Source organism: Luteibacter sp. HA06 (assembly GCF_054061215.1).
This window is the reverse complement of record NZ_JBSSDZ010000001.1, coordinates 456,808-475,946: the sequence shown is the minus strand read 5'-3', so window position 1 is coordinate 475,946 and position 19,139 is coordinate 456,808. Positions and strand designations below refer to the sequence as shown.

13 protein-coding genes are annotated in these 19,139 nt (G+C 56.3%); all 13 read right to left on the bottom strand.

Going from position 1 to position 19,139, the window contains the following annotated elements; all coding sequences use genetic code 11:
* Positions 1–50: 50 nt before the first annotated feature.
* The 13 genes from ACVWWJ_RS02055 to ACVWWJ_RS01995 all read right to left on the bottom strand — a co-directional run bounded on the left by ACVWWJ_RS02055 (position 51) and on the right by ACVWWJ_RS01995 (position 19,087).
* Positions 51–1,850 carry an ABC transporter ATP-binding protein gene (locus ACVWWJ_RS02055; RefSeq protein WP_456966594.1) on the bottom strand — a complete coding sequence of 600 codons (1,800 nt, stop codon included), beginning with the start codon at positions 1,848–1,850 and terminating at the stop codon, positions 51–53.
* A 125-nt stretch (positions 1,851–1,975) separates the two neighbouring features.
* On the bottom strand, positions 1,976–4,438 hold the full coding sequence (locus ACVWWJ_RS02050) for an ABC transporter permease (RefSeq protein ID WP_456966593.1): 2,463 nt from the start codon (positions 4,436–4,438) through the stop codon (positions 1,976–1,978).
* 31 nt (positions 4,439–4,469) lie between these two features.
* Positions 4,470–5,486, bottom strand: coding sequence for a glycosyltransferase (locus tag ACVWWJ_RS02045; protein WP_456966592.1), 1,017 nt, complete (start codon positions 5,484–5,486; stop codon positions 4,470–4,472).
* A complete protein-coding gene (locus tag ACVWWJ_RS02040) occupies positions 5,483–7,171 on the bottom strand; it encodes a glycosyltransferase family 4 protein (protein WP_456969646.1) in 1,689 nt (562 codons plus the stop codon). Before ACVWWJ_RS02040 ends, ACVWWJ_RS02045 begins: the two co-directional genes overlap by 4 nt.
* Before the next feature lie 5 nt (positions 7,172–7,176).
* Entirely contained in the window at positions 7,177–7,875 is a 699-nt protein-coding gene (locus ACVWWJ_RS02035) for an ABC transporter ATP-binding protein (RefSeq protein ID WP_456966591.1), read from the bottom strand.
* 23 nt (positions 7,876–7,898) lie between these two features.
* Positions 7,899–9,131: an efflux RND transporter periplasmic adaptor subunit gene (locus ACVWWJ_RS02030; RefSeq protein ID WP_456966590.1), complete on the bottom strand. Its 1,233-nt coding sequence runs from the start codon at positions 9,129–9,131 to the stop codon at positions 7,899–7,901.
* A 263-nt stretch (positions 9,132–9,394) separates the two neighbouring features.
* Positions 9,395–12,085 (bottom strand): class III lanthionine synthetase LanKC, encoded by a 2,691-nt coding sequence (gene lanKC, locus ACVWWJ_RS02025; RefSeq protein WP_456966589.1) that lies wholly within the window; start codon positions 12,083–12,085, stop codon positions 9,395–9,397.
* Positions 12,086–12,262: 177 nt separating this feature from the next.
* Positions 12,263–12,406, bottom strand: coding sequence for a hypothetical protein (locus tag ACVWWJ_RS02020; protein WP_456966588.1), 144 nt, complete (start codon positions 12,404–12,406; stop codon positions 12,263–12,265).
* A gap of 1,424 nt (positions 12,407–13,830) precedes the next feature.
* Complete coding sequence (locus tag ACVWWJ_RS02015) at positions 13,831–13,977, bottom strand: hypothetical protein (RefSeq protein ID WP_456966587.1); 147 nt, start codon at positions 13,975–13,977, stop codon at positions 13,831–13,833.
* 278 nt (positions 13,978–14,255) lie between these two features.
* Positions 14,256–15,152 (bottom strand): ComEC/Rec2 family competence protein, encoded by an 897-nt coding sequence (locus tag ACVWWJ_RS02010; protein ID WP_456966586.1) that lies wholly within the window; start codon positions 15,150–15,152, stop codon positions 14,256–14,258.
* A gap of 33 nt (positions 15,153–15,185) precedes the next feature.
* Positions 15,186–16,250, bottom strand: a complete 1,065-nt coding sequence (locus ACVWWJ_RS02005; RefSeq protein WP_456966585.1) for a patatin-like phospholipase family protein — start codon at positions 16,248–16,250, stop codon at positions 15,186–15,188.
* A gap of 976 nt (positions 16,251–17,226) precedes the next feature.
* The gene (locus ACVWWJ_RS02000) at positions 17,227–17,736 is read right to left on the bottom strand and encodes a potassium channel family protein (RefSeq protein ID WP_456966584.1); all 510 of its coding nucleotides are present in this window, start codon (positions 17,734–17,736) and stop codon (positions 17,227–17,229) included.
* A gap of 427 nt (positions 17,737–18,163) precedes the next feature.
* Positions 18,164–19,087: a hypothetical protein gene (locus ACVWWJ_RS01995; RefSeq protein WP_456966583.1), complete on the bottom strand. Its 924-nt coding sequence runs from the start codon at positions 19,085–19,087 to the stop codon at positions 18,164–18,166.
* Positions 19,088–19,139: the final 52 nt, after the last annotated feature.

Below are 19,139 nucleotides of genomic sequence, written 5' to 3'. Positions count from 1 at the left end.
TGGTGTCGCCGCTTGAGCATGGGCCTGGTCTCATGCGCCGTTTTGCGACTCTAAGGTAGATAGCCCGCAGCCTGTAAGGCAAAAAGTCCGGCGTAGACGCCGCCGCTTGCCATCAGTTGATCGTGGGTACCTTGCTCTTGCACGCCGCCGTCACTGAGAACCAGAATTCTGTCCGCCATGCGAACGCTCGACAATCGGTGAGAGATCAACAAAGTTGTCTTTCCCTCAGTCAGTTCGCCAAAACGCTTGAACACTTCGTGTTCGGCTTGAGCGTCGAGGCTCGCGCTCGGCTCATCGAGGATCAATATCTGCGCACGGCGCATGTACGATCTGGCAATCGCGATTTTCTGCCACTGGCCAGTGGACAAATCAACGCCATCCTCGAAACGTCGACCAAGAACCTGATCGTAACCTTTCGGCAGTCGATCAATCACCGCATGGGCTAGACTTTTACCGGCAGCAGACCTAATCCGCTCGAGGTCATTGATGGCATCGAGCTGCCCGACGCCAATATTTTCTCTTGCAAGGAAGTCGTACCGCACGAAGTCTTGGAAGACAACACCAATGGCCTGATGGAGTTCATGCTGTGAATACTCTCGAAGATCTACTCCGTTTAGAAGTATTTGGCCCTCGCTCGGGTCATAGAGGCGGGTCATCAACTTGACGAGTGTAGTCTTACCCGATCCGTTCTCGCCTACCAAGGCAAGGCATTCGCCAGCCCGTAGCTCGAAGCTTAAGTTACTAATGACTGCCTTATCCGTACCGGCATAGGTAAACGAGACATTCTTAAATTCAAAACCGCTGCGCAGCGTTTGTGGAAACGGCGTTGGCGCCTCCGGTGATTGCACACTTGGCCTCACCGCGAGGAAATCAAACAAGTCTTTGATGTGCAAAGCGTGCTCAGCCACTAAGCTGAGGCTCGAAAAGATACTCTCCAGCACGCCACGCATGCGCATAAAAGCACCGGCGATAAAAGCCATCTCTCCTACCGTCAACGCATGTGCCAGGGTGCGCTGGAGGATCAATACGTAGGCTGCGTAGTACCCGAGAATTGGCACTGCTCCGAGGATTGCGCCGGTGGCCGTCCTCCGGATTGCAAGGTCACGGTTGTCCGCGTAGAAACGCTCAAAAAGGCTTCTTGCACGAGACAACAGGAACGTGCCTAAGCCGAACAGCTTAACCTCTTTAGCGCTCTTGTCGTTCGTTGATAGAAATCGCAGATAATCTAGTTCACGACGTTCCGGCGTCTGACTGTGAAGCAACGAGTAAGACAGCATTGCAAATCGCGTCTCGCCCCAGAACGAGGGCAAGATTGCCGTTGGAAGTAGAACGAGAAAGATCGGCGAGTAGGCTGCCGTTGCGATGGCTAGCGAGAAAAGCGTTATAGCTTGTTGCGCAGTGCCACCTAAGATCACCAGGAGACGAGATCGGGTAGCAGTTTGCTGCTGCGCACGCTCCATCTTGTCGTAGAAAGCCGAGTCTTCAAAATGCGCCAGGTCCATCTCCTGAGCATGAGCCATGATACGGAGACTGGTGTAGTTGTTGAATTTGTCCGCCAGGAGGCTGTCACACAGCCCGGTAAGCCGCGTGATCAGATCGCCGGCCAAGATCGTGGCGGCCTCACAAGCAACATAGATCCAAATCCGGTGCCCGTCTACTTGAGCACTGGTTACGGAATGAACAACCTGGTCGATGATCAGCTTACCGAACCAAAGCTGTAAAATTGGAACGGCGGAACTTACAAACCGCAGTAGCAACGTGGCGATCGTGAGGATGGGACTAGTTTCCCAAACCATCCTGACCAATGGCGCGAGGTGACGCAAGCTATGCCAACGCTCGCGCCATGTCATGGTCTTTTTCTGTCTAGATGCCTTTCTATCCATTTTAGGCTGTAGCCCCAAGTTTCATGCCGAGCGATGCTGGAACGGTGCGAACGACGCGAACGCACACGTACTGTGGAGAGCGGAGGCCTTGATTATTCACGGCGAAGTACCGGCATTGGGTCGAGGCGTGCTGCTCGAGTTGCGGGGACTAACGCAGCGAGAAATGCGGCCGCCAGAAGGCACAACGCCATGGCCGCGAAAACCTTGGGGTCCGTAGCACTTACGTCGAAAAGATAGCTCTGCAGAAGACGTGTGAACGCGATTGAAGCGACAAGGCCGCCGACGAGACCCGCTGCGATAAGGCGCAGTGACGATGTCAGTATAAGGATCAAAATGGATCTGGCGGATGCGCCCACGCTCTTACGAATCGCGATCTCTCGAGATCGGGAACGCACGTTCTCGTCCATAACTCCATAAATTCCGATCATTCCGAGAACGGTCGCAAGAAGAGAGAAACTTCCGAGGAGGACAACTTGAAACCGTCGTGCGGCCAAAGAGGAAGAGAGGATGGCCTCGACAGTGCGGGGGTTGCCCACAGCGACGCCTGGCGATGAGGACTTAATCGCGTCCAACGCGGCCGTCGCTTGTGTCGGGTTCCAGCTATTCACGTGAAAGACGACTTGAACAGGAAACCATCCACTCAGTAGCGACAAAAGATCGAATTTTGCCTGAGCTAGGGGAAGCATCACCGCCGACGGTGGCGGCTTATCTAGTTGCGAGCGCACATTGCCGATTACCCCAACAATCTCACGTGCAGGTTCACCGACTCCAACTTGAATCGTGTGGCCCAATGCGTTTCCATCAGGAAACAGCTCGCCGGCTAGCTTTTCATTAACGATGGCAACCGGGAGACTTGTGGCGTCGTCGGATGCCACGAATTCGCGCCCGCCTTGCAGCGGCACTCCCAGTACGTCGACGACTCCGGGCGTTACCATGCTGAGTTCGGCACCGATTCTGTCGGGTGAGGCAGGTGCCTTCACACCTATGTTAGCCCCTTGCTCGAACGGAAGACCTGCGGCGACCACCGAGACCTTGTCTGCGATGCCTGCCGCGAGGAGATGACTCACGGCAGCTGAGTACGATTGATTTGCAGCGTCCAGCGATGGGGACGTTACAAAGATCGGGACGGCAACGATGCTCTCTCTTCTCACCCCTGGGTCTTGGTTGGACACGTTGCGAAATGTCTGCACCAGTAGCGCGGACCCGACCAGAAGAACGAGGGATAGCCCCACTTGGGCGATGACAAGCCCCCGACGCATCCGCATCTGGCTTCGTCCGCCTGCTCCCTGCGTCTCTTGCAAGACGCCTTGGATCTCTACCCGCACGAGGCGATACGCCGGCGCAACTCCGAAAATGATTGCGGCAAGGACTCCGAGTAGAGCCGAAAAGGCAAGGGCCATGCCGTCGAGCCGAATGTCTTGAATTCGTGGTAGTTGCTCCGGGCTAAGTGCAATAATCCCCTTCAGACAGAGGGATGAAAGCAGAATGCCGGTACCAGTACCTAATAGGCACAGCACAAGACTCTCTGCGATAAACTGTCGAAGGAGTTGAGCTGTATCTGCGCCCAGCGCCATCCGTATGGCTACCTCCCGCTTGCGACCCTCTGCTCGGCTCAGCAAAAGACCGATAACGTTAGCGCATGCAACGAGCATCACAACGCCTGCTGCACCGAACAAGACAAGGAGCATTGTGCGAATCTGATCGCCGAGCCAGGCACGATAGGAAACAAGCTCAACAGATGTTTCTGGGGGCATGTCCGAAGGGAAACGGCGCATGAATGCTGATCGTATCCCGTCCATCTGCAGCTGCGCTTTCTCGATGCTCAGGGCTGGAGGCATCCTGCCAATCAACCCGATGTTTTGCCCTGTTCCAATCGTTTTGGATGCCAAGGCAAGCGGAAGCCAGACTTGGTTGTCTCCCTGGCTAAGGAACGTCGATACGCGTTCGAAATTCGGTGGGAGGACGCCGATTACGGTATAGGAAATGCCATCAAGTTGAAGAGTCTTGCCTAGAATATTTGCTTCGGCTCCGGCCATTCGCTGCCACATACGGTAGCCTATTAGGGCGACGCGCGAGCCTTCGCCTCGATCTTCCTCAGCGGTAAACTGTCTGCCCATCACCGGATGTACGTCCAGCACGTCCAAGTAATCGTAAGAGACGTACATACCGCTAAGGTGCTCCGTAGGGCCGCCCATAGTGGCATTGAAGGTCGCCGGGCTGTAAGCGCCGAGAGCGTTCAACGGCATCTTCTGCGAGCGTAGAAACTGCAACTCATCTGCTGTGACGGTCCATTCCGTCTTGTTTCCTTGGCTAGCAGCAGACAGCTGTACAATCTGATCCGGATGAGCATAAGGAAGCGGACGGATCAGCAGGCCGTAAGCAATACTGAAGATTGCCGTGTTTGCGCCAATGCCGAGAGCGAGGGTCATGACAACCGCAAGGGCGAACAACGGGAAGCGTCGCAGAAGTCGAGCGCCGAATCGAAGATCAAAGATCCAGGGATGCGAAAGAAACCGGCGTTTCGTGCTGGCCCCTTGCTCGGGTCTACTCGTCATTTCGACATGCCTCGTTGCACTTTATAATGAATCACTGAACGATCTCTGCGATCCGATTACGGATGATTTGGCCAACCGAGGCCTGGCTGTATCGCTGAATGTCAGTCGACGCCTGTCCCACCTTCTTGGCGACAAGATCGGTATCGTGCTGGTGATACATCGTCACAAGAAGCTCTGCGAGGTGCTCCTGATCCGGAGTGCTCCAGCGCATTCCTGGCTCGACAGCTATGCCAGGTGCAGGTTGATCCGCAACCTCACCATCCTGATAGCCAAGCGTGAATGCATTTGCGCTAGTCATGTATTCCAGATTGCCCGAGTAGGCGGTTGCGATCACCGGCTTACCAAAGAGCATCGCGTCGGAGATGGTCAACCCCCAACCCTCCGCGCGGTGAGGTGAGACGTAGGCTGTGCAGATTTCGTAAAGCGCGTTCACATACTCTGCCGGCATTTGCATAGGCAGGAATATGACTTGTCGATGCGGTGCCCAGCTTGGAGTATTGGTGGGCGTCGCCTTGATGATCAACCTGGCGTTAGGGATTTCGCTACTGATTCGGGTAAACGTTTCGACCAACGAGCTAATATTCTTGCGGGGCTCGTCAAGTGGCGCAATCGCAAGGAAGTACACCAGATCAGGGTCGAAGGCCACCATGCGCCGCATGCCAATCCGGGCCTCATCAGTGACCGTCATGTCCCTGTCAATGACGTAAGGCATGACCACGACGTTCTCGTGATAGTTGGCAAGTGTCCTTCGGCAAAACTCTGATGGCGTCCACACTTCCTGTACCCGAGACAGATTCCGCTTCCAAAGATCCGGAATGTCTTCGGCGTGCGGAACGCAACACGAAACAACATATCGGTCCCGCAGTGCGGGGTGAATTGCGTATACCGTCTCGTAGTTGCGCGGAGGGTGATGCACAACAACGACGTCCGCTACATCCTGAGTGGCGACTAAGTCATAGTCGGCACGGATTGCCTCCATATAGGCTGCAGCGATACGCGACTGACTAGCACGACGCGTGAGGGAATAGCTGACTTTATGTCGATTCACTTGGCGGTCTTCTCGATGAGATGAGGAGGGATCGTGCCTTTGGCCGAGTCAATATCGAAAGGCTCAATTCGTAAGAAACCGTGTTTCAAAAGACGCCCTACGTGTCGCTCGATTTCTGCAATCCCGACGCCCTCCGAAACCAGCGTCTGGGCAATTTGTCCGAACGTGGTTCCGTCTGAGGCTCGGCCACAAACCTCCAACAATCTCGCGAGCAGTTCGTGTTGGAAATGCTGCGTATGGCCAAGCGCGGGTAGGTCTGCCTCAGTCAAAGAACCTTTCGGCACGGCTAACACATCAGCCTCATGCATCGTCCGAGTCGGATATGTAGCGAACACTTGCCCGAAAGATGACTTAGGAAACGCCACTGATTTTCGATGCGAAGCGGCCGAGCGAGACAACTGTTCGCTCCAAAGCGAATCGTACTCTGCCATAACGACGCTCCAATCGAGTGTATCTCTTGCGAACCGGTACGCGTTGTCCCCCATCCAGCGTGCTGTGTCCGGATTACTCAAAAGATCATCAACCGCCGAAGAAAGCATTTCCAAGTCAATTGCCGTGCTCAACTCCCACCGGCTCTCCTGCGCCATCCCCGAATACAGTGTGATCAAACGCACGGCAGGATCAGATGCCATGTAGGTTCGAATAAGTCGGCCCGTAATGCCTTCGTTCACATATTCCCTGTGACCGGCCCAGTCACTCGCTATCACAGGCAGCCCGTGAGCCATGGCCTCGGCAATCGTCAAAGAAAAGCCCTCGTGCATCGAGTCGGTGAGCGCAAGAAAGGCAGACGATGCATCGAAGAGGAGCTCTTTTTGTTTTTGAGAAACATCAGGCAGTACCGTCAAGCGGTCGCCATAACCGAGCTCAATGGATAGCTCTTGCAATGTTCCGGCCATTCGATGAGTGGTGTCGTCCCCGCCGATTACCAATCGCGCGTTGTGCCGCACAAGACATGGTGCGAGTGCGCGCAGGAACGGCAGCATCTCGCCTTTATCACCAGGCGCCAGTCTTCCGAACCAGAGCAAGACCTGCTGATCCACAGGAAGCCCGAGCGCCAGGCGTGCAGCCTCTCGCGTACGCCTCGACGAGCTCGGAACATCCACGCCCATTGGGATCACTGGGAGGTTCATGGGAAGCTCTGAGGTGGAGCGCAATGATTGAGGCACGGCCGCGAAGGCCGCTCGAATGGCATCGCGCGCAGCCTTAGAAGGACACACGAGCGCGTCGTGAGAGCCCAGCCTTCCCATTAGGTGGTTCGTGAACAGGTAACGGATCCGGGGGACCGGTTGAGGAGAGTGGAGAATGGCCGTGATTGGCCAATCGGGCCGGCCAATCTCCTCACGCAACCATGCGTATTGGAGCATCTCCGGGCCAACTGAAAGAAGTAGGAGTTGATTGATGCCTGCTAGGGCGCCCGAATCGAAGGACGAAATCGCTTCGATACGGTCTCGTGAGCCCGCAAGCCACGCGGGCGGTTGTGCGAGAAATGACGCCATCGCTTCACGAGGAAGCACCACCGGTCCGTGCTGGCTACGCGTAATTAGCGCGCGAGAGAAGCCCTCTAGAAAAACATCGAACCCTTGGATCCGTGCGGCACTACGCTGATCTTTCTGACGCACGCGGTCTCGGATGTCTCCGTCAAGAAGGATAGCTGCTGTGTTCGAATCACCGCCCTTCCTCTGCATGACGTTCAAGCCACTTCCTGAACGTGGTCAGCAGACAGCATATGTCCGTCATGCAGACGAATCGTGCGATCACCCAACTCAGTGAACCTGACATCGTGGGAGACCATGCAAATGGTCGAGCCATTTCTGTGAAGTTGCTGAAGCAGCTCCATAACGGCCTCCCCGTGCGCGGAGTCTAGATTGCCCGTCGGCTCATCGGCTAAGAGTATCGCCGGCCGGCTAACGAGAGCGCGCGCGACCGCCGCACGCTGTTGCTGTCCGCCAGATAGCTGGGTTGGATAGTGGTTCGTGCGGTGCGCTATACCCACGGCCTCTAGAACTTCCTCAATTCTCGAGGCGCGCTCCGACAGCGGTACATTCGCGTAATGCAAGGGAAGCTCAACGTTTTCTCTCACCGTCATCTCGGTTATCAGATTAAAGCTCTGAAATACGAAGCCGATTTGATTCCCTCGAACTCGTGTCCGCTCAGCAGAAGATAAGTCGGTCATCGATTGCCCATTGAGCATGTAGGTGCCGCTCGTTGGCGCGTCGAGCAGCCCCAGTATCGACAAAAGCGTGGACTTTCCACACCCAGAAGGCCCCGCGATGCAGACGAATTCTCCCTTACTTATATCGAACGAGATTCGTGATAACGCGTGGGTCTCTAACTCGTCAGTCATAAAGACTTTTGAAATATCAGTAAGCCGAAGCAGCGGAGATGCCATGCCAATTCCTTAACCGATGTAATTCAACGAATGCGGATACGGTCGAGATTTGCCCAAGCCGTTGTGTCACTCACGATGACCTGATCACCAACAGAGAGTCCGCTAAGCACCTCAAGACTTACATTTGACCCGCGCCCAAATCTGACGGGCACTCGGACGGCCTCATGTCCGTCATTAACCAACTTAAAGAGACTCGAATTGGCGTGAGCCTGGACCAATGCCGGGCGGTTGACGTAGAGACAGTCGGGAATATGCTCGACTTGTATCGTGCCTTCTACCGACAGATCCGGCCTCGCACCGGCCGGCAGAGGATCGCTAAGACCGACGTCGACGGTCATGGTGCCATTGCGAATACTCGGGTCGGTACGAATGACTTTCCCGGCAGCCTTACCATTGAAGGTGTCCACACTAACGAGGAGGCCGACCCTAATGTCCTTGGCCTGTACCTGGTCAACCTTGAGCACGGCCTTGAGCGGGTCGGGCTTAGCAACAATGGCTAGCGTGCTGCCAGCGGTACAGCGCTCACCAACTTGGATAGGCAACTGCTGCAGGATGCCATCCATTCCTGCTTTGACCTGGAGCGCAGCGAGCTGAGCTTGCTTCAGCTCGTAGAGAGACCGCGCTTGCTCAAGCTTAGCCTTGGCCGGCGCGATATTTCCGTCACCGTTGCTACGCTCAAAAAAACGGAGTCTAGCCTCAGCGGACGAAAGATGTGAGGTGGCCTCTTCTAGGGCGACCCGCACCCTCAGCATATCAATGCTTCCATCGAGATAGAGCCCTTTGTCCCGAAGCCGGTCATAGGCAGCCATCTTCGCGTCAGCTTCCTTCTTGGCGCCTCGGGCGGATTCGACTGCAGCTTTCTGGTCAAGGTACTGCAGCTGGTAATCGGCCTCGGCGCTACGGAGTTGCCACATCGCATCCTGCGTTGCCTGGGCGAGTTCAGGACTCTGGAGCTCAGCTATAAGCGTGTCCGGGTGCACGATAGCGCCTGGATACACGTGAATCTGTGCTACGACGCATGAGTTCTGCGCGGTGATCACTCGCAGATCGACCGGTGAGAGGACTCCGTTTGCCTTGACGTCCACGGTCAGCGGCCCGCGCCTTACCTCATCTATGAGAACCGATCCGCGATCCACTGCAGGTGCCGCCTGCGGAAGACGGACGAGATAGATGGTGAGAATAATCACTGCAGCTACAACCAACCAAATCAATGGCGACCGCAGCTTGGAACGAGAAATTTTGCGAGGGATATCCATTTGGGCTTTAGTTGCTTTACCTGTGCGCCGCGGCCCCGGCGTATAGCGTGTCCGAAGGCCTGTTTCGGGCCGACCCTGCCTGGGTTTAGTGCACGCGCCGAATGCGCACTATGCCTAACCAGGCAGACTTCGAAATCATGACTGATGACCCACGACAGTTCTCATATTCCGGCGTCCGCAGGGCGATGTGAGGGCGGGCGGTCTGTGAGACCGCCATTGAGCAGGCGAACCTCTTGCCGTCAGGCCGATAGAGCCTACCGCCCTTACACTTCCGCCCCCAGTTCTAAGCGCGTGCTTTCAGCCTCGTCGCTGAAAAAGCCATCTAAGAAAAACTCAGGTGCCGCGCGGCTATGCAGGCGATGTAGGAATAGCGCTATACCCGCGCTTCCTGTGAAATAGTCGCAGCTAATCTTCCACAACTCGTCGCCGGGAAAGGCGATACCGCCGTCGCCGCGATTGAGTTGGAAGAGCAGAACCCCTCGCGCCACACGGTGAGCGCCAGCCATACACTCGGCTTCATCAATTCCGTGGTTTGCCATGTCGATGAGAAAGTCACCGACACCCGCAAGTCCAAAGGCCTTCTGCGGATAAATAGCATAGGGCCGGATTGAGGCGCGCTTGATACCTTTTAGGATATCCAGATACCTGGCATCCTTGGTAAGGCGATGATATCGGAGCAGGACATGGCCGACGCCCGCACTACCGAACTCGAAGTACGGGACGACGGATCGCTCTGCACCCATTCGGTTCGGCCAAAGCAAACCGCCGTCCATTTCCACCGCCATCTCGAGGTCGAAATCGAGCGAGGCCTTGCCGATAGCTAGATATTTCGCTTCACCTGTGGCCAGATAGAGATACAGCAAGAAGAGCGCAATTCCGCTTGCGCCACGACCGAAGCCGAACAAAAGGCCGTCGTCCCCCCTCCAGTAACAACCGACGCCGTTCTCTGGGATTGAACGTGACTCGATAAGACGGTCTCCGCACTCTCTGGCGAAGTCGAGATCTTCAGGCCTCCCATCAGCGTGGAAGAAGTGAAGCGATGTCAGTCCCTGTCCGGCAAGCCCGTAGAACAGATCAAATGATGGCTTGATCGGATGGCGGCGGCTTGCGTCGAGGATCGCTCTGGACTTTTCGGCACTGCCTAACTCACGTAACGTCCAAGCGATGCCCGACATCCCGAGCAACAAGCCGGGCGCGTAATCTTCTTGCCGAACCGGGTGCCGACTGATCCAATCGAGGATGGTTGCGTCGACGCGACCGGTGAGCTTCGCCATCGCGATGGCCACGCCACACGCACCGTATCCGATGCTTAAGGGATTCGTGACAAAGATCATTGGATCAGCTGGGAAGAGGCGGTCGCCGCGATCAATAGTCATCTGGCCCATCGTGTAATCAACGACGCCCCGAATAATGCTATCGACCTCTTGACGGGGCACGTGATCCGCAGATCTGAAGGCAGGTTGACGGAAGGCGGAGGCATCTTCAAGTGCGGATGCTACGGCGTCTGGGCGGGGCCGCAACGAGGCGTCCTTGCTCATTAGATCCAGCATAAGTGAGGCGAGACTCGCAGGAAGTCCGTAATCTTCGCAGATCACCGGGATGAACCGCTCGTGCATTCTATCGTCCAGTCCTAGCGCCGCATGAATCGGCATGAGGTAGGCGAACATCAGCGCCCCGATGGAGAACAGATCGTTACTGTAGTCGGCCGTCTCAGTGGCGAAAATGTCGGCAGAAGCGAAACCAGGTGTGAATAAATTGCTTCGGCTATCCACACCAACTTCAGTGGCAGCTTCAAAATCAACCAATCGAACGCGGCCATCTTTCAAGATCAATACGTTCGTAGGCGACAGGTCACGGAACACGACACCATTTTCGGCTAGACGTCGCACGATTTCGTTCAAGCCGAGGAAGACAGGCTTGAATGCATCATAGAACTCCCGGGCGTGTTGCTCGGTCGGGTGCGCCGTACGCGTGACATTATGCAGTACAGCGTGCTGTCGAAGCGTCATTCCATCAAGAAACTCTTCGACGAGGAAGGTGTGCTCCCACTCTTCGAAAAAGTCTATCGGCCTTGGGCCAATCTCCAATTCGGCGAGCTTCTGCAGTAGTCGGTATTCCTTCTGGAGAAGATTGACCGACTCGACTCCATTGCTGTCGACGTTCGTCTTCGGCCGCGCCTCTTTGATTACCACTCGCGCGCCGGTCAACGAATCGTATGCGACGTATATGCCACCAGTATTTGTATGCCGCAAGGCAGACTCAACTACATAACGCCCATCTTTAAGCGTTACATTCTCAGATTGAGCATCCTCTGCAATACTGAAACCCGGTTCCTCGACCCACTCGGGCACATGATAGAACGCTTGGCGTTGATCAGGAACCTTTTCGCCGCTCGGTGAGAGAAGGTACGCGTATTTGTCGCCTTTAATCCGCAGTTCCGAGGCTCCCGATATCCCACCGTACCGATAGAACACACACTTGCTTTCCTTATAGCGCTGGTCGGAAAGGATATAAGGGCCTTCGAGGCTCTTTGTCGCCTGGTGCAGTTCTTCGACCAGCTCAATAAAGTGCGCGTCGCTTCGCGGGTATATGGTCATGAATTTTCCCGACCCGCCGCGTGCCCACTGCTTGCTGGTCAAGAAAAACAAAACACTTGGGTCCGCGGCGAACTTAAAAGAGCACCCATGACGTAGTAGCACGGGAAGTGCTGCATTCAGCGTAGCTGAAACATTCTGCGTTACCGCAGACAGATGGATTTTCCAGCCCTGATCAAGGGATGTGTGATTAGGCGAGATGCAATGGAACCAAATACTGTTGCGAATGATGCGCCATTCTTCCGGCAATACGGATCTCACCCCTTTGAAGTATGCGCTCGGGTCGACTTTTAGGCGATCGAGCGACTCATAGAACTCGGGGTGACTCAAGGTATAGCCGAACTTGGGAATGGTGGGCATTTAGTTCTCAGTCGTTGACAGCCCGCCGGCATAGCGGAGCAGGGAACGGGAGCCGCACCACGGTCGCAAGCGGAACACGATGATGTCGCTCAGGCTTAAAGATGTGATGCATTAGTCGTATGTCCGACTAATGCATCACACCAACTACATAACGCTCTTAGACGGAGCCGTCTGCTATCAGCAGGGAGCTTCCAGCGAACCTTCCGGCACGAACACCGACGAACTGTTGCAGTTCGACGAGCTGCAGGTCGACCACAGCAGTTCGTCGTCGATCGGATCGACCTGGGAGGTCACGGTCTGCAGAGCGAGGATCTTGTTCATGAAAACTCCTTTTAACGTGATGGTTGATCGCATTGTTGGCGGCGATAACGGCCACAGAACTGTTAAGGGCTGTTGAATCCTAAGCAGTCCGAACGTGACGATTGGTCAGCGCCGCAGTGAGGTTGCCAGCTAAGCAAGGCGGGTAGCTATCAGACTTTTCTGAAGCTGACGTAGTCCTTGCCCTACGCAGTTTCGGCAACGTAAGTTCTTGAGCATGCCGTGCGGCGAAAAGCCGGGGGGTACCAACGATTCCGCGGAAGCCTGCGCAAGAAGATGCGTAACCGCGTCGCCCTAAGTCACTTCCCAATTTGTGAGACGGCTCACACTTAGGACGATCAAAAATTGGACAATGTCTATGTAGCTCTCCGCCCTCAGGTGGGCGGGACCCAAGCCGTCTAGGCCGCTCGCTCGTGAAGCGGGGCCGCGCCGTTTGTCCTTCCATGTCCGGAACTCATCCTGTTCAATGAGTACGTTGGCACGCGCTGCCTCGTACTGCGGCTCAAATCGCTGATCCCGGTTTATCCTGAGATCACGCAGCGCCGAAGCGACGCCCCCCGCCTTCAGTAGCGGTCCGATTTTGAGTCCGGGATTAGTGTGACCCACCCCCAATCCCCGGGCCATCAGCAGGTAAAGATTACGACCTGTTTTGGCGCCTGCGAATTCACCTGGACCCCGCATTCACGGGCGAATTCGACAGGAGTTTTGCGCGACCACGCGTCGCTCCGACCCGATCTCGCGGCTTCCGCAATCTTGCGGTTTGGTTCTCGCCGTCGGTTCGCGGCGGACTACCCGTGGTCGACTCTGCCAGCTCTTCGAGGACAGGCGGGGCAAGAAATGCCCGCCCCGCCGCCTTCGGCATACATCACGGCGACTGCCCGCCGCTAGTGCGCCCCAGGTTAGTCACCGCAACACACGCTGGGGCGGTCGCGGCATCAGTCGAGAGTCAGGCCGTCGACGGGCAAGGGGACCTTTTCGCTGGAGCCGAAGCTGTAGCTCACGATCTCGCCTTTGATGCCCCGTCTCCGACAGGTCCAGCACTTGTACCTTCTGCCTACCGTACCTTTCCACCTCCGCATGGCCGGGGAGCGGAAACATCGGAAAGCTGATGGACTCCCGGCCAGGTGGATGTCTCAAGCGAACGAACGCAACGCGACCTGAAAGGCTTCGTTTCCGAAGGATAGGACCACAAACGCGCGCGGGAGATCCGATACACCAGGCTTGCGTCGTAGCACCATGGCCACGATCAAGTCATTCGGAAGCGGGCCGGGTCTCATAGTGCGATAAATAGGGGCCCCATCGAAGATCTTTTTGGTGTGATCGAGCTCACGGATCCACTCGAGAAGCGATTCGAAGTTCGTCATCTCCTCTTCGGGCATGAGCGCGAGGCCAATCTTCGTAAACGCTTTCAACACCGCGGCAGGGGTTTAGGCATCCAGCCGGATTTTGAAGACCACCAGATTGTTCTCCTCATCGAACTCGAAGATGCCGTCGTCCTCCCCGGCCTGCACGCGCAACTGCTGATCTTTGAGTGCGATTCGCCAGCCGGGCGGTGCGCCGGCGAATGTGGACATGTGTGCACTTGGCCCGCACTCAAGCATCCCACCATCGCAAATGACCTTCGATGTAGCGTCGTCGTGTCAAACAATGCTTCCACCGACGGGTACTCTCTATGGCTTCGGACGGCGATCGATGCGGACGGTGACCGTTGTTGAACACGGGCGGCTGGCCAAAACAAACGCCGAAGAGCATGCTCTCCGGCCCGGAATAGGTTCGATGGAACTTGTTTCGTATGCATCGCCGTAGCCTGCGATGCCTGTCCTGCGCAGCCACGACCATTGCCCGTCAGCGCTTAAAGGGTGTACTCGGTTTCGACGGTAAGACTTCCCACGTAATTTGGGAACGCACTCATGCCCTCATTGACCAAGAACTTATTTGTGTAACCGGGCTTTGATGCGTAAACGTGAACCTTATCGCCAACGCAATCAAACGTCAGGTCGCCTGCGCGATTCTGCGTGAATTTGTGATAGCCAGTGTAATAATGGAGAAAGCGTGTCGGCGCTTCGCCAATCACTATGAATTGAGGGTCGAGTTTCTCAAGCCATGCGGACGGGATGCGGCCAGATTCACGGCCGTGGTGCGCAGCAAAGACAATAGTCGTCTTCGTCAGTTCGATGCTATCAGTGATACTCTTCATGAACTCCGTCTCGAGATCGCCCAGCCAAAGAAAGCTCGCTCCTCCTGCGAGTTGATAGCGAAGAACGGCTGACGTATTGTTATAACTGTCACCCGCCTCGCACTGCTCAAGCGCCTGGATGAAGTGCTGATTTGACGTATCCGGCCAAAGAACGGAAATGCCCGAGTTTCCGCGGCCATCGCCGTCGAGGTTCATCCACTTTCGCTGAACCCCTTTGCTGATGTAGAAGGCCCTATCGCCGTCGCGCAGCCTGCAATAGCGTGCAAATGATGTGGTGTTCGAGTCCTTGATCGCTTGATTCTTTACGACATAGAAATTGTAGATGGGCAACGCATCGTCAAGAAGATGAAGCCCCCCGAAATGATCTTCGTCAGGATGAGTGCAGATGAATCGTGAAATCTGTTTTCCGACAGACGCTTCTCGAAGATCATCAAGAATTCCTTCGGCGCTGCTTTCGCTCAGATCACAATCGATGATTGTAAAGTTGTCTGAGTTGTGGCGAATGTAGAACATATCGCCAGCACCAACCGAATAGCTCTTTATAACTGACATCTTTCATTCCTTTGCAAATGATGGCTGCCGGGTTCAATAATTCAGCGACTGATGCGTGAGCGCGTAGCCGTGCGTTGAAATTCGCTCGAATTGTTCGATGCTTACGCGCGTTAGTGTTGTTGGAAAGTTTCTGACGTATACGTGATCACTTTCTGGATTGCCGTGGACCGGGTTCATGATTCCGATGTACAGGCCAGCCCCGGGTACGCGCTTGAGATAAGCAACAAACGTCCGAACGCGTAGCGCTCGTGACTGGTCAGACATGATGTCGAGAACGCGTTTCAGGCGAAACGGATTAAACGGACCATAGGAAAATCCTTGCGACAGCGGCAGCCCAGCATCAGACACGATGATGGCCACGTCAGCGTGCTTTGGCGTCCCGAGGCCGGCGTCGAAGTACGGCTCAAGTCCCAGATTGTCATAAATACCGCCGTCGTAGAGATGAATTCTGGCGTGATCGGGATGGACCGAAATTTCCGAGCCAATCGGTGCGTCCCATTCGCGTCGCCTCCACTGCATCCCGCTTGTAGTCAGAACGAGCGGCCCGAATCCCCCAGGAAACGCCGCTGATACGGCCATAGCCTCCGCGAGGGGAAAATCCTCGGCAGCGGCATAGCCGGAGATGTAGTCACCCATGGAGTCACGCTTGAAGCGAAAGCGGCGGCCGTTCTCCGCGTTGGTACCGTTGATTGACCATTCCGGCGAAACCGGAAGATCACCTAAGGTGTAAGTGACCTCCCACTCCCGCCTTAAAGCGGCGGCAAGCGCGTTGGCTCGCGATAAGACGAAGCGCCAGTTTTCGGGTCGAAGCAATTGCCGCAGCGCTCCCCATTGCATGGAGCGGCTGCGAAGGCGTTTTTCGAGCGACGGCAAAACCCGCGACAGAAATTGTGTTGAGCTTGGCCACGCCATGCCCGCTTCTTGGAAGATCAGTCCGACGATGAGGCTACCACCCGAAACGCTGGAGATTTTCACAACGCGCTCGAGGGCACCGGCCTCCGCCAGGCGCCGAAGTACACCAAGATGGAATACCATGGCGCGAACACCACCCCCCGACAGCACGAGGCAGAGTGGGGCCGTTTCAATTCCAGCATCCATGTGACAAAAGATCCCCAAGGTAGGCCTCGCCGGGCATGATCGATGCGATCAATCGCACCGCGCACCGCTCACAGGTGGAGGGAATCTACTCCGCCGCTCAGTCGGCTGGAAGTCCCCAGCAATGCTGATAAACGGTCTCGCGTCGATATCGCCGTGGCCTGCCAAGCTCCGACCGTAGAGTGCCGCATCCCAAAGGTGCAAACTTCATGACGCCTCATCTTCAACCCGCTACGTCGGCATATGTTGATGGAGTTCCGCCGAGATCCTCGTTCCGGCCGGGATTGACTGCTTTGGCGAGATGTCGCGCGGAATGGTCGGCCACAGGCATCGACCGAGCCGCCCACCGGCAGTTGGCGATGCATTCCTAGGCAACGTCAGTTATTCCTCCTGCTTATCACTCACCAGATCCGCATTGCCGCGGGACCGATCGATCGTCCAAAGCTCCGACGGGCACGCCGATACGTGAGAACGTAGCGAAGCTCATCCGCATCCAGCTCGGGCGACTGCTCGCTGATGGGCAGGAACAATGCGTCGAAATCGGTGAAGCCAATTCCCGAGTCGTTCGCCGCATCGCTATATCGACCTCGCCGGTCTTGCGCCCGTCACGTAAGCCGGAGAGATCTTCTTGCCTGTATGTCGGGGGATTACCTGGCCGCCGCTGAGCATCAAGCAGATCCAGGATGCTGCCGAAAGACGCAAAAGGGGAGACTATCCATGGAGCATCCGTGCCGTGTCTTTCCACTCGTGCGGCCCATAGCGACACTTTTGTTCGTGTGTGGTTGGAAAGCGTCGAGCGTCTATCCCAGCCTATATGCGAGAAATCGCATAGATTGGGACTTCTTATAACCGGTCGCGTCGTAACATCGGGTCGGTAAACTAATGAATCCCGTCGCAAACAGTTAAGCGCCAGGGGCGAGCGCGAGCTCACTCAGCTGTGCCACATACTTGCAACGGTGTAACCGGGTCACGATGAGCCTCATGCCGTGGCATTGCTGGAGCTTTCCGTGTTTAGCTGATCTCGCTGGACGCCCTCCCTCGGGGCGGCGTCCGGAGTCCGCGCGACACACTGTGCAGTTCCACCGGTCCCCGTCGGGACGCCGCCACGCAGAAACACCAGTACGAAAAACACGCCGTGTCCCATGCCCATCAGCGCCTCGATCATCGCCAACCACTGCCCCGCTGGAGCGCGAGGCACAAGGTCGCCAAAGCCCACGGAGGTGAACGTCATCGTCGAAAAGTATAACTGGTCGATCGGTCCTAACCTGGACGGGCCCTCGAGCGCCGGTCCGCGCCAGGGGTCATTGGGAATGACCAGATCCCAAGGCCTGTAGCCGAGAACGGCAAAGTCCAGGATTACAAGCGCCGCGATCACGATGAACAGGAGGATGGCGCTTGGAAGATGACGCTGCTGATACTCCAGGCGCTTAGCCACGGCTCCCGCCAGGCCGACGTAGCTGCCGACGATGGCCACGATCGCCAGCGCCACACGCACATCGAGCTGGGCGCTTACGGCAAAGACCGCCGGCGGTGATGGGCAGAAAAGGCCCACACCCCAGACAACGAGCGAGGGCAATGCCAACCACAGGCCAATGGCAGGCCATCCTTTTCCACGTAGAGCGCCAACCATGTCCGATCTCCCTCAGCATCTCAAATGCTGCAAGTCATTACCGCCGCGCGGCCTTTCCAGCTCACGGAACATCCGAGAGAACTGACCGGCACGAAAACGTGCAAACGGATCAAACAGCAGCCGAGCCAGACGCTTCATGTTGGGGTCGCCAAAGCGCGACCGGTACACCACGTGCGCGCCATCACCGGTCCGACGAGTCTCGTCCGGATCCCACGGAAGGTCGCCACGCGACATACCTCGAGGGTGATTGATTCCGTCACCGAGGATGGGCGTGCAACAGCGATCGCTAGCGCTCGTAGATACCTAATACGTTTACGTCCTTGTCGCGCTTCAGCGTTCCAATGATCCGGATGCCAACTTGGTTCGCCCGTCGAACGAACTTGTAGGCAAACGTGCCATTGGCATACTCGCCCCGTGCCAGGATGTTGATGTGAATAGGAGAGACCCCGTAGACGCCTTCCGCGCACACACGGTAATCGATCCAATGTAGGCGAGCGCGAGCTGATTCGACTACCTCCATCGCAATCTCTGAATCGAACGCGCGGGCATAAGCATCCCAATGAAGCGCCTGTTTCTCGGCGTAGTCGGGCTTCGTTCGATCCCCGGGTGGCGGGATGGTGCGTTTGATACCAAGCGCTTCGGTCAGCATCTTGTAAAGCGCGATGTCTTCGCCTTCGACGGTCTCGGCGAACATAGGCATCAGCTTCACTCCCTTCGGCAGGTCAAGCACCACAAGGGGGCGGATGCCGGGCTCCTGCAACAAATCATCGACGCTGGCCCACGAGTAGGTCTTGCCATCGAGGTCCTCAAGCGTCTCGAGGTCGCCCTTCACGTACAACAGCCGCTCGGGGAAGTCCGCCACGTAATAGTTGACGATCTTCTCAAGATTCATTTCCGGAGAGCGATTACTTTCCTCATTGACTGCGAGGGACTCGGAGGTCTGATTCGTCAGTTTTCCCTCCAACGCGGCCTTGACCTCGCCTTTGAGGAACAACGGTATATCCGCGCCGCCAGAAACGCTGGCCTTCCCGGTCAAATCGGCGCCGTCGGTCTTGCCCTCGGTGCGCTGCCGGCCAATCGCGCGCCATTCCGGCCGCACCATGGCGTCGAAGAGTTGCCCCACCCCAACTGCATCGATAAACAATGGAATATCGATAAGAAACCACAGGTCGCCCAGTCGTTTCTGTCTCGCCTTGTATTCTTGATCCATGCGAGGTCCTCCGTCACCAATCACGCGTGCGAACCGGCGCAGGCAGGCTCGC

What these genes read in the sequence shown, in the direction of transcription:
- ACVWWJ_RS02040 (WP_456969646.1), bottom strand. Translation starts at nt 7,171, where the DNA reads ATGCAGAGGAAGGGCGGTGATTCGAACACAGCAGCTATCCTTCTTGAC.
- ACVWWJ_RS02015 (WP_456966587.1), bottom strand. Translation starts at nt 13,977, where the DNA reads ATGTCCACATTCGCCGGCGCACCGCCCGGCTGGCGAATCGCACTCAAA.
- ACVWWJ_RS02010 (WP_456966586.1), bottom strand. Translation starts at nt 15,152, where the DNA reads ATGTCAGTTATAAAGAGCTATTCGGTTGGTGCTGGCGATATGTTCTAC.
- ACVWWJ_RS02030 (WP_456966590.1), bottom strand. Translation starts at nt 9,131, where the DNA reads ATGGATATCCCTCGCAAAATTTCTCGTTCCAAGCTGCGGTCGCCATTG.
- ACVWWJ_RS02055 (WP_456966594.1), bottom strand. Translation starts at nt 1,850, where the DNA reads ATGACATGGCGCGAGCGTTGGCATAGCTTGCGTCACCTCGCGCCATTG.
- ACVWWJ_RS02050 (WP_456966593.1), bottom strand. Translation starts at nt 4,438, where the DNA reads ATGACGAGTAGACCCGAGCAAGGGGCCAGCACGAAACGCCGGTTTCTT.
- ACVWWJ_RS02005 (WP_456966585.1), bottom strand. Translation starts at nt 16,250, where the DNA reads ATGGATGCTGGAATTGAAACGGCCCCACTCTGCCTCGTGCTGTCGGGG.
- lanKC (WP_456966589.1), bottom strand. Translation starts at nt 12,085, where the DNA reads ATGCCCACCATTCCCAAGTTCGGCTATACCTTGAGTCACCCCGAGTTC.
- ACVWWJ_RS02035 (WP_456966591.1), bottom strand. Translation starts at nt 7,875, where the DNA reads ATGGCATCTCCGCTGCTTCGGCTTACTGATATTTCAAAAGTCTTTATG.
- ACVWWJ_RS01995 (WP_456966583.1), bottom strand. Translation starts at nt 19,087, where the DNA reads ATGGATCAAGAATACAAGGCGAGACAGAAACGACTGGGCGACCTGTGG.
- ACVWWJ_RS02020 (WP_456966588.1), bottom strand. Translation starts at nt 12,406, where the DNA reads ATGAACAAGATCCTCGCTCTGCAGACCGTGACCTCCCAGGTCGATCCG.